A 25019-nucleotide genomic window follows, 5' to 3' on the forward strand; every position below is an offset into this window, starting at 1 on the left:
CAGTAAACGCCAATCGCCAGCTTTGTCTAGCTCGCCGTTGCGCGCACTCCGGTTCGTTCCGGGTCGCGAACGGCGGGGCGGTTTCGCGTTGGTCGGCGTCTTTCTGCTCGGTCTGATCGGCGTGGCGATGCTGGCGGCGGCCATCCTGTTGCCGACCGCCTTGCGGGGGATCGATCCGGCGGTGCTGGCCGAAGCCGGCAAGGGGACGCCCTCGTTCGACCAAGCCGGAAACCCATGGTTCGACGCCGGGAAACCGGGAACGGCGGCGGTTTTCGATTTCGCCCAGACCCGGCTCCACACCACCGGCGGCGTGCTCCCGATCCTCCCGTCCGACGACGGGGAAGGCGACCGGTTCCTCCACCTCTGGGGAGGTCCGGATCCGTTTTTAGAACAAATTTTCGCCACCTATCAACCCCGCTCGAACCACGACAATCCTCCGGTCCTCCCGCTTTTCATCCCCCGGGAATCGCGCCGGACGATCGCCGCGTTTCTCGAAGGGTCCCGCCACCCGGGCGTCCGGGCCGTCCTGAGCAACCGCCAAGTGGAATCGGCGGAACGTTTCATGCCGGTCGATTCCTCGGCCGGGCAACCGCTGGAGGCGACGCTTTATCTCACCGCCCTCCTCCTCCAAGGCAACCATTTCTCCCAAACCGTCGCCGGCGAGATCCGGCAACTGGCGGAAACCGCGACCGCCGAAAACAAACTCGGCCAAGTGGAATCGATCTACCTCGACCTAATGGCGCTCGGCAGCAGGATGCAATGGCAACCGCTAGCCGACCTCCTCCCAATGTTGGCCGACCGCCGGGCGCTCCGGCAAACCGCCCACCTTTCCCGGATCCTCGACGAGGATTGGAGTGTCTTCGCCGCCGCCGCGCTCTGGACCCGCCAACCGGCTGAAATCGCCGCCTACCTGATCGAGACCGGCCAACCGGGCATGGACGACCTGAAACGGTCGATGCGCCTCGGTCGGGGCGCGGTTGAACTCCTGATCGAACGTCAGGCCCCGATCCACGACCCGGCCTGGCGACAACAGATCCCGGCCACCGCGATTCTTCTGCCCGGCCTCTTTGTCGAGCTCCCCGAAGTCGGCGCGGCGCTGAAGGGGGCGTTGGTTTTCCTGGGATTCCTGATCGTTTTCCTGGCGATCAATCTCTTTACCCAATTCTCCGCCGACGGAAAAACGCTCGGGCGACCATTCTTCTTCACCTTGGTGCAGGCCTCCCTGCTGGCGGGCGCCTTCGGTGTGACTTTTTTATTTTTCAGTGAACCTTTGTTGGTTTCCGAGGGTCAGAAATCCGAGTTCCGGCTCCAGCTCCCGTTTACCATTGCCTCTTTCGAGGCCGATTCATCTACTGACAAAGAGCTTAGTATCAACATGGACCAGTTAACTATCATTTCCCTAAGCGGCTTTTTCGGTCTGCAATTGATTACCTACATCGTTTGCTGGATCAAGGTGATGGAAATCCGCCGCCAACCGATCGCCAGCCATTTGAAGCTGAAACTGCTGGAAAACGAGGACCACTTGTTCGACGCGGGTCTCTACATCGGACTCGCCGGCACGGTTGGGGCGCTCATTTTCCTGGCGCTCGGCATCATCGGTCCGAGTTTGATGGCGGCCTACGCCTCGACCCTCTTCGGGATCGTTTTCGTGGCAATGTTCAAGATCTGCCACCTGCGCCCGTATCGCCGTCGCCTGATTATCGAAAGCCAGGCTTACGCCTCCTAACCCGATCCCGGCCGTCGCCGCATGAACCGCGCCCTCCTTCTCGTCATTTGCGATTTCCTCCTCCTGAGCCTGCTGGCTCTGGCGAACTTCGACTCGCCCGGCGAGGAGGATCTGGAGGCGCAGGAGGTCGAGGAGGAGATCATTTTGCCCGACACCGACCAGGATTTGATGGAGGCGTTGAAACTTTCCCTCGAAGAAGAACGGGCCTCGCGGGCGGAGTTGCACGATGACCTGAGCCTCACCCAGCAGGCCCTGCTCGAACGCGAGGAAAGCCTCGCCGAACGGGAAGCCCGGCTCGAAGCGCTCGCGGCCGAACTCGAACGCCGCGAAGCGGAGCGCCTCCGGATGGAGGAAGAACGCCGCCGGATGGAGGAAGAGAAAACCTCCCTGGCGGAAAAAGTGACGTTGGCCGAGGAGAGCATGGAAACATTGAGCCGCGAACGCGCCCGGCAGGAAGAAGAGGCCCGGCGAGCCCGCGAACAAGCCCTCGCGATGGAACGCGAACTCCGCCAACAACTCTCCCAATTGGAAGAGAGCCAACGGACCTTGGCCGTTCTGGAGGAAAACCAACGGCGGGCCGAAGAAGCCAACCGGCGGCTTTCCACCGAACTCGAACTCTCCGAAACCGAGAAACGCCTGATCCGCGAAAACCTCGACCAAGCCCGTACCGAGGTCGTCATGGCCCGCGAGGAACGGGTCCGGATACAGGCCCACGCCGAAGAGTTGGCCCGGGGCGTCAGCCAGATGGCGGAACGTTCCGGCGAATTGGCCCAAGAGGTCCGCCGGAGCCAGCCGAAATCGGCCGCCAGCATCTTCACGGAATTCCAGGAAAACCAGGTCGACTCCCGGTTCACCGCCAACCGAAGCGTCCTCCTCGGTCCGATTAACCGCCGAGAGCAACCACAAACGATTCTCGTGAGCGATGGCCACCAGACCTACGCCGTTTTCCATCTCGACCGGACCGGTCTCGGGTTGCGCGACATCGTCGATTGGGAACGGATTTCCGGCCAGTTGAGCGCCAACGGGGATCGGATGCCGATCACCGAGCTGACCTTCCTCTCGATCGATCCCCGGATCGTGGTGGTCCCAGTTCCCAAAGCCACCGCCGAAAAGTTCGGCAAAAAGGTCTATCCGATCGCCGCCGATCCGTTCCGTTTTTCCGAAGTGGTCCTGGTCAACAGCGGCGGCAAATATTACGGCGAATCGACCTACACCATCGATTCAGACCATTCGCGTTTCCTCCGTCTCCCGACCAGCATCCGCAACCGGCTTTTTGGAGAGTTCTCCCCAAACACCGGCGATCTCGTCTTCAGCAAAACCGGCGAACTGATCGGGATCATGGTCAACAACGAGTATTGCCTCCTCGTCGACAATTTCCTCCCCGCCGGCACGCTCGGCTTCGGGATCGATCTTCCCCCGACCAGCCGGACCCTCGACAGCATGAAACAACGCGTCGACCGACTCCCGCTCCGACTCCGGAATTGAGCGCGGGCTTTTGTGGCGGTGATGGGATCGTGAAACAGACATTCCTGTCTGTTCCTGCGTTGGCCTAGACCACAGACAGGAATGTCTGTTTCACACTTTCCGAGACTGCACCCGCGTGAACACCCGAGCTCTAAATCTAAATGAGCCACAACGGAAGCGCCGGAAAAATCAGCGCGGCATCGCCCCAAAGCCGGGCCGCCTGGTGGCTCATCGCTCCTTGCCAGTGATCGAGCAGGATCAACATCAAACCGCTCACTCCGATCGCCAGCAAAAGTCCGTCGGCCACGTCGGCCGGGCTGACCAGGGCCAAGGCGATTCCGGCCAGGACCATCCCGAGAAAAACCATCCGGAACCATGTTCCGGTAAATCCCGCCAACACCCGCTCCTCTTCCGAATCACCCGACATCGACCCGGCCCAGGACATTTGCAGAGAAAAATAGTAAAACAAAAGCAGCAGGAACAATAATCCGGGCAACAGGAGCTCGGCCAACCCGAACGCGCCGTTGGCCCAGACGAAAAGCATGGCGGCACCCGACAAATACGCGGCCAACGCCAGCTCGCGCGGAAAGAATTCGGCCAGCGCCGTCGGCCGCCAGCCGAGAGCCACCAGATAAGCGCCACCGAGGGAACTCCAAATCAGCATCCCCGCCACCTCTCGCGGCGTCGCCCGCCAAAAGCCGATCAGGACCAAGCCAAGGAGGATCAACAGCCAAATCCGCCCCATTGCCGCCCGCTCTTCTCGCCGATCTGCCGAAATCGTTTTCAGAGGGTCGCCCGTCCCGAAGAAACTGATCCAGCGTTCGGCCGCGATAAAGATCCAGGCGAGCGCGGCCGTCGTGGCGACATGGTAACCTCCGAACCAGACGTAAAATTCGCGGGAGAAAACCGCATACCAAACGATCACCGCGGCCGGGAGGTTGAGACTCCACAACCCGGGCCATTGCCACGGCGCCGGTCCTCCGGCCTTTTCCTCGATTAACACCGCTCCACGTTGCCGCACGACTCTCCCGGGTGGCAAGATTTCGTTTCCTCCAAAAGCGGTGTCCGCCTTGGGAACCGACCAACCGGACCTTGACATCCCGCTGAATTCGAGTCGTTTTGACCAAAGAAAATCGAGCGATGGACCTTCCCGAAATCAACATTTCCTGCCCGGATTGGGTCAAAGATTCCGTCGATTGGACCCGACTCTACCGCACCGATGAGGAAAAGATGCGCCTCGCCATCGAATTATCCCGGCTGAATGTCGCCCGCAAGACCGGAGGACCATTTGGCGCCGCCATCTTCGAAGAAAAATCCGGCCGCCTGGTATCGGTCGGCACCAATCTCGTCGTTCCCGCCAACAACTCCGTCCTCCACGCCGAAATCGTCGCCTTCATGATGGCCCAGGCCAAGGTGCGTCATTACTCCTTGAATACAGGACCCGGCGGGGGCGACTTTCACACCTTGGCCGCTTCGTGCGAACCGTGCGCAATGTGCCTGGGAGCGACCCTCTGGAGTGGAGTGAGTCGCCTCCTGTGTGGCGCCGGGCGGGCGGACGCCCAACGGCTGGATTTCGACGAAGGGCCGGTCTTCGACGCTTCCTACGAATACCTGCGCGAACGTGGTATTGAAATTGTCCGGGAAGTCTGCCGCGCGGAAGCCGCCGCCGTGCTGGAAAACTACCGCGCGGGCGGTGGTCGGATTTACAACCGCTGAGACCAGGAGGGTTGCCCCCGGACGATTTCACCGACGTCCTGTCGTTCCTCTTCCGGCAGGACCGTTCGGATCGCGTCGATCAAATTTCGCTGGGTGAACGGCTTGTCCAGCAGCGTGCAATTCCCCAACGCTTCCAACTGGCGCGCCTCCCGCTCCAGCAAACGGCCCGACACCACCACGATTCCGAGGTTCGGCAAGGTCCGCCGCACCGCCCGGGCCAACGTCAATCCGTCCATGTCAGGCATGTGAAGATCCGTAATCAATAACCCCAGATCCTCCCGCCGCTTCACCAATTCGACGAATCCTTCCAACGGATCGCCGGTGGTGACCACCTCGAAATTCATCGCGGTCAACAAGGCTTCCAGCATCTGGCGGACGGCCTGGTCGTCGTCGACCACCAAAATCGTCCTGCCATTTCCATTACAACTCGTCCCAAAGCTTTCCCGCTGCTTCTCCGATTCAATCCGATTCGTCGAAGTCGCGGCAGCCACCGGAAAATGCACCGCAAATACCGCTCCTTGATCCGGAACGGAATACACTTCCACGAATCCGCCATGGTTTTTCACAATCCCGATCACGGTCGAAAGACCGAGACCGGTTCCCTTTTCCGGGCTCTTGGTGCTGAAGAACGGTTCGAACATCCGCTCCTTCACTTCAGGCGGAATGCCGACGCCGGTATCCGTCACCCGAAAGATTAAATACTGTCCGGCCTGGGCATGCGGATGGTTGGCGGCATAAGCTTCGTCGATACTGGCGCACTCGACCTCAAGAGTGAGCCGACCGCCGTCCGGCATCGCGTCCCGGGCATTGACGCATAGGTTCACCAGGACCTGGTGCATTTGGGTCGGGTCGCCGTTGACCTGCGGCAAATCCCGCCCGGTTTCCGATCGCAATTCGATGTTCTTCGGAAAAGTGTTCTCCACGATCCGGACGACCTCGTTCAAAAGACGTTCCGGCTGCACCGCCAATCGTTTCGCCCCCTCCCCGTCCGCCCCTTTCGCGAACGTCAACAGTTGCCGGACCATTTCCGCGCCGCGGACCGCACTCGATTCCATCGCGGCCAGCACTCCTTTTTCATCGGGGTAACTCTGTTTCAGATAATCGACCGCCATCAGAATCGGAGCCAAGGCGTTGTTCAAATCGTGGGCGATACCGCCGGCCAGGGTGCCGATACTTTCCAACCGCTGGCTCCGCAGGAGATTCTCCGCGAACTCCTTCTTCTCCGTGATGTCGGTGTTAATGGCCAGGATCGATTCGATTTCCCCGGCGGAGTCGCGGACCAGCGTCATCCGCGATTCGACAATCAACTTCGCTCCCTCCTTGGTCACGTGCCGGACCTCCCCGCTCCATTCCCCCCGCTCCACGACCCAATCGACCAATTGCCGATGCCGTCCCGGCACCCTTCCTTGATCGAAAAGACGGGAGGCTTCGCGGCCCATCACTTCGTCCGCTGTCCATCCATACAATCGTTGCGCGCCTTCATTCCAGAAAGTGATTCGGCCCTGCGCGTCCTGCACCCAAATCGCGTCGCGGGCCTTGTTCAACAAGTCCGCTTGCTTGCGGATTTGCTCCTCCGCCTTGAGCCGTTTTCTCTGCTCTTCCGCATTGGCCAGCGCCTGGCCGACCGCCTTCGGCAGCCGGTCGAGCCGTTGTTTGAGCAAATAGTCGGTAGCTCCGGCCCGCAGGCAACGGACAGCGTCCTCTTCCCGCAACTCCCCGGAGATAACAATCACCGGCACCCTCGGACGCCGCTTCCGAACGAATTCCAAAGCCGAAACGCCATCGTAACCCGGAAGGTTGAAATCGACCAAAACAATGTCGAATTTGCCGCGCTCGATCGCCGCTTCAAAGCCCGGTCGGTCCGCCACCTGGGTGACGTCCAGCCTCATCCCTTCATTGGCCAGGATATCCTGGACCCACTCGGCGTCGCGCGAGCTGTCTTCCAGGTATAGTAGCCTGATGGGATGGTCGGATTCGGTCATGGGCGCACCTCCTGCGGCCCTCCCGCGTTCGCCGCGGCACGGGTCGCCGGTCCCGAAGGATATTCGTTCAGCAAACCCCAGAAGCCGCCGATTTGTTTCACCGCTTCCACAAAATCAAAAAACTCGACCGGCTTCACGACATAGGCATTGACCCCGAGTTCGTAACTTCCCACCAAGTCTTTTTCCTCGCGCGACGAAGTCATCACCACCACCGGAATCCGCTTCAGCATCGGATCTCCCTTGATCCGCCGCAGCACCTCCAAACCGTCGATTCTCGGCATCTTCAAATCAAGGAGGATCACCGCCGGATCGGCCTCGTCGCGCGATGCGTACTCACCACGTCGATACAAATAATCCAACGCTTCGACGCCGTCGCGAAGCGTGATCACTTCGTTGACGAGGTTGTTTGATTCAAGCGCGTCGAGCACCAGTTCAGTATCCCGGGGACTGTCGTCCACGAGGAGAATTCGTTTCAATGGGTTCATGGAGATCCTTACGTTTTCTGCAATCGCAGGGTTAGATAAAATACGGCGCCCCGGCCGACTTCCCCGTCGGCCCAAGTCTCGCCCCCGTGCCGCGAAACGATCCGGCGCACATTGGCCAAACCGATCCCGGTCCCTTCAAATTCGTCCGCTCGATGCAATCGCTGGAAAACCCCGAAGAGCTTGTCCGCGTATTCCATATCGAACCCGGCTCCGTTATCCCGCACGAACAAAATCGCCCGGTCTCCCCGCCGCCCTTCGCAGCCGACTTCGATCACTGCCGGATCCCGCCCCCGGGTGTATTTGACGGCGTTTTCCAGGAGGTTGACCCACGCCTGCCGGAGCAACGCGCGATCACCGGCGACTCGAGGCAACTTGGCGATCGTCCATTCGATGTTTCGATCGCGCGTGGCCGCTTCAAGACCGTCGATGACCTGCCGCACCAGTTCGTTCAAATCGACTTCCGACTCCGTCATCTCCGCCCGCCCCATGCGCGAGAAAGAGAGAAGATCGTCGATCAACTGGCCCATCTCCGAACTGGCATCCTCGATGATCCGAAGGTAGCGGGTGGGCTTTTCCTCCAAACTTCCTTCGGTCGCTCGCTTCAACATTTGGACGTATCCATGGACATGACGCAATGGAGCTCGGAGATCATGAGAAACCGAATACGAGAACGACTCCAGCTCCTGATTGGCGCCTTCCAACTGAGTCGCCCGAAGGTGGAGATCCCGATTCAATCGCCGATTCGCGGCCTCCATCGCGGCCCGGTTCCGATCCCCCCGATAAAGCGACCAGGCGATCCATCCGATCAGAAAACAGACGATCACGATCACCGCAAGGGTGTAGAGCGTTACCCCGATCTCATCGCCATACAACCCCCGGCGTTGTCCCTCCAACCGCAGCCACCCCAGCCCCCCCACCACCAGAATCATCGAGGGCAGCAACCGCCGGGCGACCACTCCTCCGGGAGTTTCGCTGTTCACGATTTTCATCATCCCCTCGTTCGGCCTCGCCCAGAGGATCGCCGCCGCCAGCAAGCCGAACAGGACGGCGGTGTGCGCCGCCATCGGGATAAAGGCGCTCATGCCGTACAGCGCATCCACCCGGTAGGCGTATCCGAGCAGGGCCACCAATGACACCAGCCCCACCAAAAACGCGCAACACTCCCGCACCACCGACCGGGTTCCCGCGGGACTTCCCAACAGTAGCAAAGCCCCGCCGATCAAAACGAAGCCGAGCGCCGTATTCGGCGCCATCCGATTCGGGAACATCGCTCCTTCATAACTGAGTTTCGAGGAAAACAATATCCGGTCCAGTCCGGCATCCCATCCCGTCAGGATTCTCAACAGGACGGTCGCCCCGGCGATGAGAACGACCCAGGCGCAAACCCCGGGAACCCACCTCCTCCATTCCGTCCGAGCCCCGGAGGAATCCTGCCTCCAAGTCAGGATGGCGGTCCCCCCTAAAACAAAGCAAATCGCCGTCAATGGATTCATCGCGACGAACCCCGGAACAACCCGTTTCAACATTTCGATTCCGGCCGCCCAACCGATGAGCACCAGGAGCGCCCCGGCAACGACCACCGCGCCGAGGATATTCGACAACCGGATCAGACTGGCATCGCGGATCGGCAGGGAACCGCTCCCATCCTCGGAATCGCCGCCATCGTTTAGGTCCTCAATCGATCCAGGTAAATCGGAGGAGACGTCGAACTTGGTCTCTAGGGGAGCAGTTATCATTGAATCACTGGCTTAGTATAAGGGAAACCGCCCGCTCCCGGCAATGAGGCCATAGCCCTAGGGCTTTCCACTAGAGAAACTCTGAGTTGAGTGGAAACCGTAGCCCACCGGCACGCACCGTAGTCGGGTTGGGTTCGCCGCCCGACGGCAGCGGCTGAAACCGTTCGCCGCAGTTCGATGTCCCGCGTCGCTTGGGCAGGACGGATCGGTTCCCGGCAGTTCGAACGCAATGGAATGTGGGGCGGCGGAGCCAACCCCACTACTTGCGAAGCCAGCGACCCGTGGGCGAATGTCCCTCGGCGTTCACCCGTAGTCGGGTTGGCTTTGCCGCCCGACGGCAGCGGCCGGAATCGTTCGCCGCAGTTCGATGTCCCGCGTCGCGTGGGCAGGACGGATCGGTTCCCGGCAGTTCGAACGCAATGGAATGTGAAGCCAGCGACCCGTGGGCGAATGTCCCTCGGCGTTCACCCGTAGTCGGGTTGGCTTCGCCGCCCGACGGCAGCGGCTGAAACCGTTCGCCGCAGTTCGATGTCCCGCGTCGCTTGGGCAGGACGGATCGGTTCCCGGCATTTCGAACGCAATGGAATGCGAAGCCAGCGACCCGTGGGCGAATGTCCCTCGGCGTTCACCCGTAGTCGGGTTGGCTTCGCCGCCCGACAGCAGCGGCTGGAACCGTTCGCCGCAGTTCGATGTCCCGCGTCGCCTGGGCGGGACGGATCGGTTCCCGGCAGTTCGAACGCAATGGAATGTGGGGCGGCGGAGCCAACCCCACTACTTGCGAAGCCAGCGACCCGTGGGCGAATGTCCCTCGGCGTTCACCCGTAGTCGGGTTGGCTTCGCCGCCCGACAGCAGCGGCTGGAACCGTTCGCCGCAGTTCGATGTCCCGCGTCGCTTGGGCAGGACGGATCGGTTCCCGGCAGTTCGAACGCAATGGAATGCGAAGCCAGCGACCCGTGGGCGAATGTCCCTCGGCGTTCACCCGTAGTCGGGTTGGCTTCGCCGCCCGACGGCAGCGGCTGAAACCGTTCGCCGCAGTTCGATGTCCCGCGTCGCTTTGGCAGGACGGATCGGTTCCCGGCAGTTCGAACGCAATGGAATGTGGGGCGGCGAAGCCAACCCCACTACATTCGTGGCACACGCAGCCGATGCGCGCTTTCTCCTTTTCCGTTTTGCCGGAACGTGGCAAGGTGGCACCTTTCAGGCATCGTTTATGGAGGGAATCGATTTCATTCAAGACTTGGGGATCGTGCTGCTGGTGGCGGGAGCGGTCGGTTGGATTTTCCATCGATTGGGGCTCTCGGTGGTCGTCGGCTACCTCTTGGCCGGGATCGTCGTCGGCCCCTTCACCCCGCCTTTTCCTTTGGTGGAAGACCTCGCCCGTATTCAAACTTTAGCCAACGTCGGCCTGGTGTTCCTGATGTTCTCGATCGGGATGGGACTCAGTATTACCCGCCTGCGACGGCTCGGTTTTCCCATCGTCCTCGCCACAGCCTTGATCGCGTTTTTGCTGTTCGGTTTATGGCAGGCGCTCGGCTCCGCGTTCGGCCTCACCTATGTGCAAAGCCTATTCTTCGCCGGATTGTGGGTGAGCTCCAGCTCCGCCATCATCGGCAAGGTTTTACAGGAACGCGGCTTGACCCACCAACGAAACGGACAACTCGCGCTCGGGGTCACTGTCCTGGAAGACATCGTGGCGATCGTCGTGCTGACGATTCTCCTCTCCTACGTCGGACTCGGCCACGAGGAAGACCCGGCGACGGTCGCTCAGACTCTCGGAATCTTCGGCGCGTTCGTGATTTTCATGGCGATCACCGGGTTGTTGGTGGTGCCGCGGTTGCTCCGCTCGCTGGCTCAACGGGCCGGATCCGAACTACAAACCGTCATTGTCGGGGCGTTGCTGATGCTGCTCGCGGTCTTCGCCCAACGGGCCGGTTACTCGCTGGCGTTCGGGGCGTTCCTGCTCGGAGCGATCGTCGCGGAGACCGCCCAACGGGGCCAGGTGGAAAACGCCTTCGCCGGACTGCGCCACGTCTTCAGCGCGGTCTTTTTCGTGGCAATCGGAATGATGATCGATGTGACGATCGTCGGGCAAATCTGGCTCCACATCCTGTTGATTGCGTTTCTGGTGATCCTCGGGCGAATCGCGGTGGCCTATTTCGTATTGATTCTGATCGGCGCATCGACCCGGGACGCGGTGCGGGCCGGCCTCGCCCTGACGCCGATGGGGGAGTTTGGTTTCATCATCGCCCAAGCGGGGATCACCGCCGCGGTCGTTCCCCCGGCTTTTTATCCGCTGGCGGTCGGAGTCTCGTTCCTGACCGCGTTGGCCTGCCCCCTGCTCGTCGGGCGGGCGGATGCGATCGCCCGTTTGGTCGACCGCATGGAGCCTCGGTTTTTGCGAAACGGGATCGCCTATTACCAAAACTGGCTGGAACGGATCGCAAACCTCCCCGCCGGAAACAGGCTCTGGATTCTGATCAAGAAGCGTTTGCTGCAAATCTCCATCACCATCCTGTTCGTCAGCGGCCTCCTGATCGTGGCGGCTCCGATTTTTTTCTGGCTGATCGAAGGCTTCGGCGAGGACTTCCTTTTCCCGTATGGAACGGCGGTTCTTTTCTGGGGCGCCATCGGAGGAGTCGCGATCTTCCCATTGTTCGCAACCTGGCGAAACATCTCCGCCGTGGCGATGATGCTGGCGGAGGCGACCGCCCGCGGACGACATGAAAAAGTCCTCCCGTTCATCGTGGAACGGGCCATCAAGGCTGCGGCCCTCCTGGCCCTGCTGGTCTGGCTTTGGTGGCTTCTTCCCCTCGGTCCGGCCGCCATCTGGGGTTTCGCCGCGGTCGTGCTGCTCGCGATTGTCATGATCGTTCTCTTCCGCCGGCGTCTCGTTCTCGTGCACAGCCAAGTCGAAGTCGAACTGCGCGACCTGATGAGCGAAGGTTACCGGAAGTCCTCCCGCGAACTCCCCCCATGGCTCCAGGAACACCAGGATTTTCACCTGAATATCTCGGAGTGCTCCATTCCGGATAATGCCGTCTGCGGCGGCCAAACCGTCGGCGAACTGGAACTCCGCAGCCGGTTCGGGTGCTCGATTGTCGGCATCGACCGCCAGGGTTTCGTCATCGGCAGCCCGGGCCCGACCACCATCCTTTATCCCCGCGACCGTCTGCTCCTCCTCGGCAGCGCCGAACAAATCGAGCCGGCCCAGCGGGTCCTCACCGCGGTCCGCCAGGAAGACCGGCGCAAGGCGGTCGCGCTCGACGAAGTCCAAATGGAGACCATCGCCGTTCCCCTCGATTCCCCGCGAGTAGGCAAAACGTTGGCCGAATTGAACATCCGCCAGGTCACCGGGGTGCAGGTCGCCGGAGTCCAACGGCAAAACCGCCTCCAAATCAATCCCGGCGGCAACGAACGGATCAACGGCGCCGACGAACTCCTCGTCCTCGGATCCCCGGATGAAGTCCGGAAATTCCGCCGCTGGCTGATGCCGCCCAGCGAAGAGGAGAAAACAGAGCGATCCACTTCGCGGTAAACGAGGGTAAATTTGGACGATACACGGCGCAAAAAAACCCCATGGGTCCCATTTGACCGGCCCCGACTTTGCCGTTAACCTAGTCCCTTCGGTCAATCGAAGAGGAGTCGCGAGCATGGGTATGAATATGTCTTCTGCAAGAACCCGCACGGAGGGATTTGTTTATCTCGTCCGGCCCAAGGGTGATTCTGCATCTTCTTTTGCCGCCGACCTCGAAGCAGCCGGATGGCAAATCGTCTCCTGCGAGGCAACCGCACTCCCGCCCCCTCCCGCGCAACCGGAAAAGAATCCCCTCCCGCAGGTCTTTTTGATCATCGATCCGGCTCCCGGCGACGACCCGGTCGCTCTCGTCCGCACCCTCCGATCCCAACCCTCCACCGAAAAAGCGGCCCTCGCCCTGATGGCCAATCCCGCCCGCTGCTCGGAATCCTTCGCCGAGGAGGCGATCCGAGCGGGGGCCGACCATGTGCTGGTGGAGGAACCGACGGAAGAACGGCTCCAGGCTCTCCTCCAAACCTGCGCCGGCCTCGCAAAACTGCGGCTCGGTGGCCCCGGGAAACCCTCCTCAACCGGCTCGAATAACAACGACCACTTCCGCTTGCTCCAGGAGCGCCTTCAAGATCGCGAGGAAGAACTCCGCCAGGCCAAGGAACGACTCCGGTTGATCATGGATAGTTCGACCGACTTCGCCATTTTCACCATGGATCTCGAAGGTCGAATCATGGACTGGAATTCCGGAGCCCGCAGTTTGCTCGGCTACACGGCCGACGAGATCTGTGGCGAACACTTCCATCGTATCTTCACCGAAAAGGATATCGAATCGGGAGCGCCGGACGCGGAATTGCGGAACGCTCTCGAGACCGGCCGGGGAGAGGATCAGCGTTGGCACGTCCGGAAAGACAAAAGTTTATTCTGGGCGGACGGCTTTGTGATGCCCCTGCGGGGCTCCGATTCCCATGCCTGCGGTTTCCTGAAAATCGTCCGTGATTATACCTCCCAGAAACAGGCGGTGGACGACCTGAAGGCGATGAAAGAAGAACTCGAAATCCGCGTTCGGGACCGCACCCGCGCTTTGGAAAAGAGCCGCAGCCGTCTGCGGGAGTTAGTTTTCGAACTCAACAAGGGCGAACAAATGGAACGCGAACGAATCGCTGCCGAGATCCACGGCAACCTCGCCCAACTCCTGACCGCCGCCCAAATGTATTGCAACGCCGCGATCCGCGAGTCGGCCGATTCCACCGTATTGAAGGATTTGCAGAAGATCATCGCCGACTCGACCCTCGCCGCCCGGGGATTGATGAGCGAACTCAGCGGCCCGCCCCTCCAACTCGATCACGATTTGGTTTCCATCATGCAATGGGTAGTCGACCGGGCCAAGAAGGCCGGATTGACGGTCGACTTCACCCATAACGAACCCTCGATTCCCCTCGAGCACGATATCCTCCTGCTCGTCTCGCAATCGGTCCGGGAGTTATTGCTCAACATCCAAAAGTACGCCGGCACCGACCGGGCGACCCTTCAGGTGGAACATTCCGGTGAAACCGTTGAAGTAGTGGTGACCGATAAAGGGAACGGCTTTGACACCTCTCAAAAACTCGGCGCCGACCACCCGGGCGGTTTCGGATTACTCAACATCGAGGAACGCCTCCGATGGCTCGGCGGCAACCTCCAGATCGAGTCGGCCTTCGGCCAAGGAACATGCGCCCGCATTCGACTTCCCCTAAAACCGGAAAACGAGTTCCGCGAAGGCTGAACCCGGGAACTTCAACAAATCGGCCCGGCCTGCGGTGGCGCCAAGATGCGGATGCACGTTGGAGTCCCGCATTCATGCGGTCCGGGCGTCCGGAAAAGACCGGCTGAAGCCGGAACTCCAACGAATCAGCCCGGCCTCCGCAGCTCGATTCGCTCTTGCCTCGACCCCGGTTTCCGCGCTCATACTCTCTCCCAAATGACCGCCAACCAATCTCCGGACAACGCCTCCGTCGAACATCCCCCCGTCCACCCATCATTTTTCGAAGCACTCCTCGTTTGGGTTAAGATCGGCCTGCTCAGTTTCGGAGGACCGACCGGCCAAATCGGTTTGATGCATCGGGAACTCGTCGAACGACGCCGTTGGATCAGCGACAACCGCTTCCTCCACGCGCTCAACTATTGCATGCTCCTTCCCGGACCCGAAGCCCAACAACTGGCGATTTACACCGGGTGGCTGCTCCATCGGATCCGCGGAGGCCTCCTCGCCGGGGTCCTCTTCGTCCTTCCCGGAGCCTTGTTCATGTGGTTGATTGCCTATGTGTATTTGGTTTATGGCGACATCCCGCTCATCGACGCCCTCTTCTACGGCTTGAAGCCCGCGGTGATGGCCATCGTCGCCGCCGCTGTCCTTCGGATCGGCAGGAAGGTCCTGAAGAACGGCGTCATGTGGACCATCGCCGCTCTCGCCTTTGCCGGCATCTTTTTCCTCGGACTTCCCTTCCCCCTGATCATCATCTCCTCGCTTCTCGTCGGTTTGATCGGTGGACGGATCTTCCCGGACGCGTTCGACCTGACCGTAGGCCATGCCGGGAATGCTTCCTCCGGCGAAACAGGCTACGTGATCAACGACTCCACCTCGAACCGCCTCGGCAAACCGAAATGGACAAGGGTTTTGAGAACCACCGCGGTCTGGGCGGGAGTCTGGGCGGCGCCCGTCATTCTCTGTTGGTGGTTCCTCGGACGCGGCCATGTATTGACCGAACAAGGACTGTTTTTCAGCCGCGCCGCGCTCGTCACTTTCGGCGGAGCCTATGCCGTGCTCCCCTATGTCGCCCAACAAGCGGTCGAAGCCCACCAATGGCTTTCCCCCACCCAAATGATGGATGGCCTCGGTCTCGCCGAAACCACTCCCGGACCACTGATCCTCGTCCTGCAATTCGTCGGTTTCCTTGGGGGGTGGCATGAACCGGGCGCCCTGTCACCGCTCATGATGGCGACCCTCGCCGCCATCGTTACCAGTTGGGTCACCTTCATGCCCGGCTTTCTTTTCATCTTCGCCGGCGCCCCGTTCGTGGAAAGCCATCGCGACAATCTACGCTTCAACACCGCCTTGTCAGCCGTCACCGCCGGAGTGGTGGGGGTCATTCTCAACCTCGCGGTCTGGTTCGCCTGGCACGTCGTCGTTCCGGAACCAGGGAGGATCGACCTCTTCCCGATCCTCTCAGGCCTTCTCTTTCTCCTCCTGCTCCACCGCTTCAAATGGGACGTTCTTTGGGTGATCGCCGCGGGCGGAGCCGCCGGAATCGCCGCCCGCCTGCTTTTCAATTTTTAAAATCCCGGTTGCAGAATGAAATCGTTCCGGCGGCGAAACAGGTCAGATTGAAAGTCCAGAGCCACAACAACGACTCAAGGAGCCGGGGCCAAGGAATAAACTCGCGAAAGGTCAGCGACCAACTGCTGATGTGGTGAGCCAGGAAATATTGCTCATAGGCCGCGAAATACGGCAGGTTGTGCATCACGAAATCGGCGAATAACAACGCCAGGGTCAGAATCGTCGCCGCCGCCGGCTTCATCGACAGACAAGAGAAAAAGAACCCGATCGAACTGACCGTGCTCATCACCAACCCAAGCCAGATCACCGCCAAACCCAACCGGAACATTCCTTCACCCGGCGAGAAAACCGCGAAGACTCCTTGCAGCGGCGCATAGACGAACAGATTGCCCCATCCCCGGTACAAAAGACCGCACAACAGACTGGTCCCGCCAATGAAAGCCAACAGGATAAAGGTGTAAGCCAGACAGGACATCCACTTGACCAACAATACCCGGAATCTGGATACAGGCCGGTTCAAAATCATCCGCATCGTGCCGTCCTCGACTTCCTTGGCCACAATATCGCCGGCCACCAGAGCGAGAAACAACGAGCCAAGAAAAAAGACCGAAGTGGTGATGATCACAACCGCCATGGTCAATCCGCTAAAGTATTCATTGAACAAATACCCGTTGCTCTCCAATAGCGCCCGATACGATTCCCGCGCCCGCGGCAATTGCAACAGAAAGAGCAACAGCAATTCGAAGAACACAAAAATCCCGAAACCAATGTAGGTCCTCGGCCGGGCGAAAAGCTTCAACACCTCGTAGCCGAGTTGCCGGAGAAACAGGCGGCCTCCATGCCCCGCTCCGTTCATGCCGACCTCCCTTCCGTCCGACGCCCGCGCAACACCGAAAGGTAAAACGCCTCCAAAGTCGCGACCGGACGACCACACCCGTGGACCCGGATACCGCAGCCAACCAGAAAGTCGACACAGTCGGCGGGGGCCGCACCCGCAGCCAATTCGATTTCGAGAACGCCCCTCCCCCCCGTCGTGCCGTCAACCGGCTCCCCCGTGCCAGCCTCCCTTTCGGTTTCGACCGTCAGCTTTCGCTCGGCCAACAGCTGCCGGCAACTCGCGGGATCGTCCACTTCCAACCGCACGTGTCGTTCGAGTTCCAACTCCTTTCGCCAATCCCCGCTGTAAAGCAGATCCCCTTCCGAAAGAATTCCAATCCGGTCGCAGAGTTGCTCGACTTCCCCCAGCAAATGGGACGACAGCAAAATGGTCAGGCCCCGCTCCCGATGTAGTCGTTGCACCAGCATCCGCATTTCCCGGATTCCTTCCGGATCAAGCCCATCGGTCGGCTCATCGAGGATCAAAACCGAGGGAGCCGGCAACAACGCCTGGGCGATGGCCAACCGCTGCCGCATTCCATGCGAGTAACGCGCCACCTTGTCACCGATCCTTCGCTCCAAACCGACCAAGGCGATCACTTCCTCCAACTCCCGCGAACCGATGTTTCCAGAATAAGCACCGAAAATCTCCAGGTTCCGCCGTCCACTCAAATACGGGTAAAAAGCCGGGGCCTCAAACATCGCGCCAACTTCCCGAATGGCGGCCGCCCGGTTTTCCTGCACCGAAATCCCTCCGATCCGCGTCTCCCCGGCATCGGGGGCAAGGTGCCCCAGCAACATCCCGATGGTCGTGCTCTTTCCGGCCCCATTGTGACCGAGCAATCCGAAAATCGTGCCCGACCTCACCTCCAAGTTGAGATCCCGGACCGCCGTCCGCGCGCCGAACCGTTTGGTGAGTTGTTTGATTTGCAGGTCGGACATCGATATTCGAATCAATCAACGAAAAATCGGACATTCCGTTCGGCGTGGCCATCCGCGTATAGAAATTGCACCGGACGCTCACCGGGCCGATGGAAACTTTCCTTGTCCGCCACCACCGGGATACGGGTGAGATCACGTTCCAACAGGAAATTCAGACTGCCGAACCTCTGTCCGTTGAGGGCGCTGTTCCAATAATAGCTTGTGCCGCTAACCTGAAACAAACCACGGTCGTCCGCCGGACAACGAAACGCCTCCGCATCCCCCAGGTAGGACGCCAACACCGTATCCAAAGCTTCCTGCGGATCTTCGGCCGACTCCCGGACCGCCACCATCGTCGGAAAAACATCGTGATGATCGAGAAGGTAAAGTTGCAGGGCCGCCCCGATCTGACGGAGATTCGACAAACAGGCGGAAGCTCGGGCGCCAGACCGCACGTGCGACAAAACCGGAATCAAAATCGCCACCAGGATCGCGATCACCGCGAGTGCGCCGAGCAACTCCACCAAAGAAAATCCGTTTGTTCGGCGAGTTCTCATCAATTCACCCGCTGGAGCCGTTGCTGCATGTGCTCGATTAAAGGAGCGACCTCCAATTTCGTCTCCGCGCTCGCCACATCAAAGTAGGCCTTCAATCCTTCTTCGACGATCATCCGGGCATGGTCATCCTCCAACTCCCGGGATATTTCCTCGGGTGAAGCCTCGCGCAAACTCCGCATGGCGCGGTCCACCACCCGGCGCCGCTCGTCCACCGACATGTCATTCAGCGCCTCCATCATCTGCCGCATCCCCGTCGGTAAAGTCGCCTCGACGAATGCCAGCTTTTCCGCCTCGGTGAGATTTTCGAACAACGTATCCAAAACCTCCGCACGCCGAAGCCGGGTCCGTTCGTCGAGGTCGAGCCGGTTCACTTCCCGGGCCAGACCGTCCAGAAAATCCCGCCGTTGGACGGCAGAGAGCTCGTTCAACGAAGTCGACTCCACCCGGACGATCACTCGGTCGGCCGTCGCGGTCATCGTCCGTAAGCCCTGAACCGCGGCAAACGTCCCAAGCCAAATGCCGGCTACCGCCAAGACGCCTATTCCCCAGCGCCGAACCGCCCGGCGGCGCGATTGTGACTCATACTTCGCTCGCATCGCCCTCCTTCACCTCAATCCGTCGCGAACCAGCGGGGCGCCATCGACTGGACGAAGTCCCTGGCCATGGCGGCGTCCCGGCTCAGATATTCGTATTCATTCATCACATACACAGCGGCCGCGCCATGAAAGTGGTTTTCGAGCAATTCGGGAGATTCCAGATACAACCGATAATCGAACCAGAACGATTCCGCCTGCCCGACGCCCGCCACTTGCTCCGGACCCGTTGGGTCGGTGCCTTTCCATCCACCCGGAAGAACGAAAAAAGCCAGCGCCGCAGCCACCGCGCCGGCCGCAGCCATCCGGAATACCAGGGGAACCGGAAATCCCGGACGAACCTTTCCCTCCGCTTCCGCGGCAACCGCCCGCATCACTCTCGCGTGGAATCCGCTCGGAGCCCGTCTCTCGGAGGCCGCCCTCGCCTCAGCCTTCAATCTCTCCTCCAGGAGATCCGCATTCCGCTCAATTGAATTTTTCATAAAGTAACCTCCGGATAAAAGGATTTGCGATATTTTTGCCCATTCTCCTCCTTCATCAATTCGGTGGCCAAGCGGCCTCTTGCCCGGTGCAACATCACTTTGACGTTACCGGGACTTTTTCGCAACACCGCCGCGATCTCGACGACCGGCATCTCTTCGGCGTAAAACAACCACAAGGCAGTGTGCTGGGATTTGCTCAACGTTGTCCGCGCGATCCGCCAAAGAACCGAACTCTCCTCGCGGCCCTCGACTCCCCGGGCGGGATCAAAGATCTCGTTCCGATCCTCGCCCAAGGTCGCCACGTTCTCGTGCAGGCGTTTCCGCCGGAAGAAGCTCCGGAAATGGCCAATCGCCTGCCGGTGGGCGATGGTGAACAACCACGCCCCGAAACGATCCTGCGATTGGTAGCGGGAGAGCTTCCGGTAGGCCGTGACGAAGGTCATCTGGGCCAGATCCTCGGCATCGTGACGGTTGCCGGTTTTCTGCAGGAGAAACCGGAATAACCGGTCCTGATGACGCTCGACCAGGCGGGAAAAGGCATCGCGGGATCCGTCCCGGGCGGCGAGCGCCAGTTCTTCGTCCGACGCCGACTCCTCGCCTGAACGCCGCTCTTCCGCGGATTGGGTCATTCCGTGCCTGATGCCTTCCGATCCTAGCGGATTAAAGGTGCCGATCGAGGAGTTTTTCCAATCGACTCACCGGGGCGTCGAGGGAGAAGTGCAATCGGTTCCCGTCGCGGATGATCGTGGCCGCCAACAACCAATCCGGCAAACCGGCCCAATCTCCCGAGGAACGCAATAAGGCATAGGCCTGGAATCCATAAAGGACCGCCACCATTTGCCGGGCCGATTCCAGATCGCGCGCCTCGACCATCATCCGCAACCGCATGGATTCTCCGCTTTCGCCGAGCGACACAACCACTCGCTCCGAATGGCGGAGCAAAGCCGCTTCCGGACGTAGGTCGCCCAAACCACTCAGATCACCGAAGGCTTGAAAGAACGGTTCCCCCTGATCCGGAGGGACCGGCATCGCCCGGCTGGCCGACTCCCGGTCGAGAAGATCGAGTCCTTCCCTCACACCTTCCGGCGAGACCGACAACACCGCGAACCCGGCCGGATGGAAGGCGATCGAGCCCGGTTCGGCGAACAGCACCCGGCGTTTTCCGTCATCGCCCCATTGGACGATCGAATGTTCCCGGTGCGGATGCTCTGAGATCGCCTGCCGCTGCTTCAAGTAGCCTACGATCCGGCTTGAGTCGAAATTACCCCGGGCCACCAGGACGGCCCGGGTCCGGTCTTTATCCGGACCGAACAACGTGAGCGCGTGCAGGTCCCGGTGAAAGTCGAAGCCGAGAACTTCGATGGCGGACGTGATCGCCGCCTCCTTTTTCGCGCATTCGGTCCGTTTTTCCACCTCATTCCCGACAGCCGTGGACCTGAATCCGTCCAGATTCCAATGAATCGCCCAATTGGCCGATTCCGGAATCAAAATATCATCCCCCGCCGCGCCGAGCGTAAAATGCCCCCCGAGACCGGTCAGGAACAGGGAGCCGAGCAAAACGTGCAAATTTTTTCGAGTCATGGTTTTCATCTGTTGGTGGTTTCTTTTCGAAGATCCATAACGCCCGCCGACCGGAAAAGGTTACATCCGAATCGTCAACCGGTGGCCGGGTCATCGGCCGGACGGACGGCCACCGCCCATCGCGACCCTTCAGATCGCCGCCAAATGGCGTTTCGGCGTTTCCGAACCCCGCCGGTCAATTACAGGCCCGAAGGGCCGGCATCCTATAGCCCAGCCTGTAAGGGCTGGGTCCCACGTGCGTAAGTTTTCCGCGGCCTGAAGGGTCGCCATTCCAACGTTCCCCAATCATCGGAACGCCCCCGCCCATTGCGACCTTTCAGGCCGCCGCCATACGGCGCTTTAAAACCCAGCCCTGCAGGCTGGGCTGGTGGATTCCGACCCTTCGGGCCTCCAGAACCGGGAAACCCACCTTCGGGCCTCCGGATCCGAGCTTAAAACGCGATGCGGAATCCGGTCGAGGCGACGTGCTGGTTCGAGACCTGGAAATCGTAATCGGCGAAGATCGAAACGTTGTCCCAACGGCCGGGGGCGATCATCACGCCGGTTCCAATGGAGAACTGGCCACTGCCGACTTCCGCGCCGCGGGTCGCAAAACGCGTCTGGGCGTTGTCCTGGACCAACCTCCCCGAAAACGTTCCTTCACGATCCAACAGGGTATGGGTATACCCCAAACGCACTTCCGGGGCCACGAATCCGTTGCGGGTCGTCCGGTGCTGTCCCATCACCCGCAACCCGACCAGCGCGCTCAGCGTATTCATTTCAAAACTACTTCCGTCGATCGCCCAGTCACCGGACTCCCGAAATCCGTCCTGCCGGAAATGGGTGAAATCCAGACCGGCCACGGGCAAGACCGCCACCCCTTCCAGCTCCAAGGGCAGGGTGGCCTGCAACGCGGCGTTGAACTCGTGGGCCCCAAATCCAGCGGTCAAGGCCTCGCCGGCTGGTTGAACCACCCGACGGCTGTTCATATCATGGTAACCATAACCGAGAATGCCGTCATACACCAAAACCCCTCCAGTCCGACTGCCGTAAAGCGCCACTTGAAAGGCATCGGAATCGACCCGATCCGCCCCCCGCGATACCCGGGCATCTCCATACCCGACAGCAATCCCGGTGCGTGATTCTTTTGTGGATACAAAGTCGTACCCCAGGAGGATCCCATGCGTCCGATAATCGACACTGCCGCCACCTTGACGGTCAAGATCGCCCCGCACCGCCAGGACCCGTGTCCAAAAACCGCGGGCAGGAGTCACCGGGCGAGGTTCCGGCTCCGAACCCGGGGGGCGAGTCTGGTAACGGGGCAACGTTTCCGGACGGTGGTGAATTGTATTGAAAATCGTCTGACGAACTCCCCGGCCCAACGAAATCGCTCCCGCCGCGCCGCTGGCAATGATTTCGCCGCTCATCGTGTCAACCAACCCTCCGTAGGTCTCCTGGTCGGCGGCATGGAAAAACTGCTGGAAACCCGGCAGCAAACCGGCCGAGGGGTCGAGGTTGGCCAAGACCCGGGCCATTTCCCGCTGGTTATGAGTCTGGGCGGCGCCCGCCAAAGCCTCTCCGTCGGCGATCACATTGGCCGACACCCCGGTCGGACCGTATTCAAGGACTGGCAGGAGAAACGGGCGGAACCCAGCGGTTTCCTCATTCAAGAAGCGTCCGGTCAATCCTCCCTGGGCCTCCACGATCTGAAAATTATCCCCCCAATTCGACTCGGTCAGATTGACCACCACCGTCGAACCGGCGGAATCGGTCGCATCGTCGATCACCACCGCCCCGGTCGTCTCCAACCAGGTCGCGCCGGCGATGACATTGAGTTCCGAACCTTCCCGAAAAGTCGCGCTGCCATCGATCAACATCGGCCCGGTCTCCTCCGGAGCGATCAGGAATCTGTCGTCAGCCAGATCACCGATGGCCACCACCCCAAAAACGTCGAGGTCGCCGGTCAAACGCGGAAGGCCATCCGCCCGGGCCGAGCCGAGCAGAACCCCGTTTTCCCGAACCACCATCGGATCGACGGTCAGGGTGAGTCCGCCTTCCAGACGCAACACCCCGGTGAGCACTTCGGCTCCTTCGTATTGCTGGTCGCCGGTCAACCGCCAGTGGGTGTTCTCAGCGTCGACCAAGAGTTCGTCGAACCCAACATATTCGCCGCCGTATTCGCCCGGGCCGGTGCCATCGTGGCCTAGTTCCAAAACATTACGTCCGCCCCCGACGTCGACGGTCCCATCGAGTTCGTGGCCAGGGGTGATAACCAAGGTCGCGTCGCTATCCCCGAGGTAAACATCGCCGATAATGATCCCCGCGTTGCGCAGCCGGCCGCCGTTCTCCAGATTCACCGCGAGATCGCCTTCGCCTACTTCGATCCGGCCGGTGTTATCGACCTCCGCCCGTCGGCCCGGATCCTCTTCGTCAAGCGTCGTGTCACGTCGGATCGTAATGCCGGTCGCGGCTCCGCCGTCCCGGTCGTTGATGACGCGGATCTCACCTTGGTTGCGAACGATCCCCCCGTCTTCAAACACAATCCCATGCAACGTCCCCGCATCGCCGGTGACTTCGATCAAGCCTCCATTGGTGAAGTCCCCGTCACCGTTCTCCACCCGGACACCTACTCCGCTTTCAAAGGGGGCCGTTTCGACCGGCTCTCCGTCGTCGCTGTTTCCGGCCCCTTCCAGGAGTAGGCCCCCGACAACGATCGATCCGGGGTTGGTCAACGTCAGGTTCCCATCGCTCCAGACACCGGTGGCGATCCCGTCCTCGCCGGCCCGAACCACCAGAGTCCCACTGTTCGAAACATCGGACCGGGGGGGCGCGGGTGTTCCGGAATCCCCGTTTTCGTCGGCTTCCGGGGCCTCCTCTTCTTCGATCTGACCGAGACGGATGCCGGTCGCGCGCCCCCCCGCCAATTCATTGCGAACCTCGATCTCACCGCGGTTTTCGATCGATCCACCTTGGTTCCCGAGAACCCCGGTGGCTTGGCTTTCCGATGGATCGCCCCCGAGCCCTTCTTCCAAAATCGCCTCGATCCTGCCTTCGTTTCCGAGCGTCAAGAACCCTTCGCTAACCACACCGGTCACGGCCAACTCAGCTCCCGTGGCCGTCCCAGTCGCCGAGATCCGGGCGCTAACCACGCCATCGCCGTAGTTCCATAGATCCCCCGCTTCTTCGGTGCGGATGCCGGACACTTCCACCCGATTGGCCGCGGCGGAACCAATATTTCCTTCGAAGACGGCCTCGATCCGTCCGTGGTTGTCGATCCATTCCGGACCGTCGATCCGAACCCCGGTGACGCGCAACACATTGTCGCTGCCGACTCCATCGAGTCCGCCGCTGAATTGGCTCCCGATTTCGCCGCGGTTGGTGAATGTGAGCGGATCGCGGTCCTCTCCCTCCTCCGCGTCGGCCCGGGCACCGAGATGAACCGCCGAAAATTCGAGCGTCGACCCGGTCCCGGTCAACGACATGTCATGGGTTGCATCCAGCCGAATCTCTCCCCAATTGGTCGCGTCTCGGCTCCACGATTCGAGGTAAACCGAGGAAAACCGCGTGGTCTCCCCGTCACCGAGCGAATAGTCCGCCCCGCTCTCCCAAAGAATCCGTCCCGCCACCGGTTCAGCGTCGTCTCCCTCCCCGGCCGCCGGAATCCGATTGAAGAAGGTTCCGTCATTCAGGTGGACCGTGGCCCGGGCCTCGCCGGTTTGCCGGAGAAGGCCGGAGTTATCAACGGTCCAATTTTGCCCTTCCCCGCGGATCGCTGGTTCATCGACGGCCAAAATCGTGCCGTCGGCGGTTACCGTCACGGTGACGTCATCCCGGTCGTCGTTCACCGGAGCCCCATCCCCCTCGATTTCGATGACCGGGGGCGATTCCGGTTCCGCCGGCGGATCGTCGGCAAATACCAGAGAACCGAAACCGAAGATTCCCAACGCCAACCAGCCCGCGGCGGCCGGAAAATTTTTCTGCAGGGAAGGCGAAATCGAACGAAGCGTCTTTTTTCTCATGAGCATTATCCACGAAGGGGAAAGGCCCCAGACTACACGTCGTCCCGCCCCCCGAGGCAAGA

18 protein-coding genes are annotated in these 25019 nt (G+C 60.7%); 6 read left to right on the forward strand and 12 right to left on the reverse strand.

The annotated features are described in order from the left end of the window. Window positions 1-22: 22 nt before the first annotated feature. Both ACWUI2_RS04945 and ACWUI2_RS04950 read left to right on the forward strand, forming a co-directional pair. The gene (locus ACWUI2_RS04945; protein WP_486981756.1) at window positions 23-1726 is read left to right on the forward strand and encodes a hypothetical protein; all 1704 of its coding nucleotides are present in this window, start codon (window positions 23-25) and stop codon (window positions 1724-1726) included. A 21-nt stretch (window positions 1727-1747) separates the two neighbouring features. Beyond that, window positions 1748-3211 (forward strand): hypothetical protein, encoded by a 1464-nt coding sequence (locus ACWUI2_RS04950; protein WP_486981757.1) that lies wholly within the window; start codon window positions 1748-1750, stop codon window positions 3209-3211. Between the two features lie 136 nt (window positions 3212-3347). Here the strand turns inward: ACWUI2_RS04950 and ACWUI2_RS04955 are convergent, their stop codons facing one another. Continuing rightward, window positions 3348-4229, reverse strand: coding sequence for a hypothetical protein (locus ACWUI2_RS04955; protein ID WP_486981758.1), 882 nt, complete (start codon window positions 4227-4229; stop codon window positions 3348-3350). A gap of 101 nt (window positions 4230-4330) precedes the next feature. On the opposite strand from ACWUI2_RS04955, the gene ACWUI2_RS04960 reads away from it, so the two are divergent. Then, the gene (locus ACWUI2_RS04960; protein WP_486981759.1) at window positions 4331-4906 is read left to right on the forward strand and encodes a nucleoside deaminase; all 576 of its coding nucleotides are present in this window, start codon (window positions 4331-4333) and stop codon (window positions 4904-4906) included. Here the strand turns inward: ACWUI2_RS04960 and ACWUI2_RS04965 are convergent. Genes ACWUI2_RS04965 through ACWUI2_RS04975 form a run of 3 tightly spaced genes read right to left on the reverse strand, consistent with a single transcriptional unit; the run spans window position 4894 to window position 9109 of the window. Then, window positions 4894-6888 (reverse strand): hybrid sensor histidine kinase/response regulator, encoded by a 1995-nt coding sequence (locus ACWUI2_RS04965; protein ID WP_486981760.1) that lies wholly within the window; start codon window positions 6886-6888, stop codon window positions 4894-4896. The genes ACWUI2_RS04960 and ACWUI2_RS04965 overlap by 13 nt on opposite strands. Continuing rightward, the gene (locus ACWUI2_RS04970; RefSeq protein WP_486981761.1) at window positions 6885-7373 is read right to left on the reverse strand and encodes a response regulator; all 489 of its coding nucleotides are present in this window, start codon (window positions 7371-7373) and stop codon (window positions 6885-6887) included. Before ACWUI2_RS04970 ends, ACWUI2_RS04965 begins: the two co-directional genes overlap by 4 nt. An 8-nt stretch (window positions 7374-7381) precedes the next feature. Then, window positions 7382-9109 carry a sensor histidine kinase gene (locus ACWUI2_RS04975; protein ID WP_486981762.1) on the reverse strand — a complete coding sequence of 576 codons (1728 nt, stop codon included), beginning with the start codon at window positions 9107-9109 and terminating at the stop codon, window positions 7382-7384. A 1130-nt stretch (window positions 9110-10239) separates the two neighbouring features. On the opposite strand from ACWUI2_RS04975, the gene ACWUI2_RS04980 reads away from it, so the two are divergent. The 3 genes from ACWUI2_RS04980 (at window position 10240) to chrA (ending at window position 15949) form a co-directional block, all read left to right on the forward strand. Next, a complete protein-coding gene (locus tag ACWUI2_RS04980; protein WP_486981763.1) occupies window positions 10240-12645 on the forward strand; it encodes a cation:proton antiporter domain-containing protein in 2406 nt (801 codons plus the stop codon). 127 nt (window positions 12646-12772) lie between these two features. Next, window positions 12773-14398, forward strand: a complete 1626-nt coding sequence (locus ACWUI2_RS04985) for a PAS domain-containing sensor histidine kinase (RefSeq protein ID WP_486981764.1) — start codon at window positions 12773-12775, stop codon at window positions 14396-14398. A 195-nt stretch (window positions 14399-14593) separates the two neighbouring features. Continuing rightward, a complete protein-coding gene (gene chrA, locus ACWUI2_RS04990; RefSeq protein ID WP_486981765.1) occupies window positions 14594-15949 on the forward strand; it encodes a chromate efflux transporter in 1356 nt (451 codons plus the stop codon). Here the strand turns inward: chrA and ACWUI2_RS04995 are convergent. The 8 genes from ACWUI2_RS04995 to ACWUI2_RS05030 all read right to left on the reverse strand — a co-directional run bounded on the left by ACWUI2_RS04995 (window position 15939) and on the right by ACWUI2_RS05030 (window position 24957). Then, a complete protein-coding gene (locus ACWUI2_RS04995; RefSeq protein WP_486981766.1) occupies window positions 15939-16805 on the reverse strand; it encodes an ABC transporter permease in 867 nt (288 codons plus the stop codon). The two genes, chrA and ACWUI2_RS04995, sit on opposite strands and share 11 nt — an antisense overlap. Further along, entirely contained in the window at window positions 16802-17767 is a 966-nt protein-coding gene (locus ACWUI2_RS05000; protein ID WP_486981767.1) for an ABC transporter ATP-binding protein, read from the reverse strand. The genes ACWUI2_RS04995 and ACWUI2_RS05000 overlap by 4 nt, the downstream gene beginning before the upstream one ends. An 11-nt stretch (window positions 17768-17778) precedes the next feature. Then, window positions 17779-18303 (reverse strand): type II secretion system protein, encoded by a 525-nt coding sequence (locus ACWUI2_RS05005; RefSeq protein WP_486981768.1) that lies wholly within the window; start codon window positions 18301-18303, stop codon window positions 17779-17781. Further along, entirely contained in the window at window positions 18303-18779 is a 477-nt protein-coding gene (locus tag ACWUI2_RS05010; protein ID WP_486981769.1) for a hypothetical protein, read from the reverse strand. Before ACWUI2_RS05010 ends, ACWUI2_RS05005 begins: the two co-directional genes overlap by 1 nt. A gap of 134 nt (window positions 18780-18913) precedes the next feature. Continuing rightward, the gene (locus ACWUI2_RS05015) at window positions 18914-19378 is read right to left on the reverse strand and encodes a hypothetical protein (protein ID WP_486981770.1); all 465 of its coding nucleotides are present in this window, start codon (window positions 19376-19378) and stop codon (window positions 18914-18916) included. Then, the gene (locus ACWUI2_RS05020) at window positions 19375-20007 is read right to left on the reverse strand and encodes an RNA polymerase sigma factor (RefSeq protein ID WP_486981771.1); all 633 of its coding nucleotides are present in this window, start codon (window positions 20005-20007) and stop codon (window positions 19375-19377) included. Before ACWUI2_RS05020 ends, ACWUI2_RS05015 begins: the two co-directional genes overlap by 4 nt. Before the next feature lie 31 nt (window positions 20008-20038). Beyond that, window positions 20039-20959: a hypothetical protein gene (locus tag ACWUI2_RS05025; protein ID WP_486981772.1), complete on the reverse strand. Its 921-nt coding sequence runs from the start codon at window positions 20957-20959 to the stop codon at window positions 20039-20041. Between the two features lie 431 nt (window positions 20960-21390). After that, entirely contained in the window at window positions 21391-24957 is a 3567-nt protein-coding gene (locus tag ACWUI2_RS05030; protein ID WP_486981773.1) for an autotransporter outer membrane beta-barrel domain-containing protein, read from the reverse strand. Between the last annotated feature and the right edge of the window lie 62 nt (window positions 24958-25019).

The organism is Verruconatronum alginivorum, assembly GCF_056590205.1.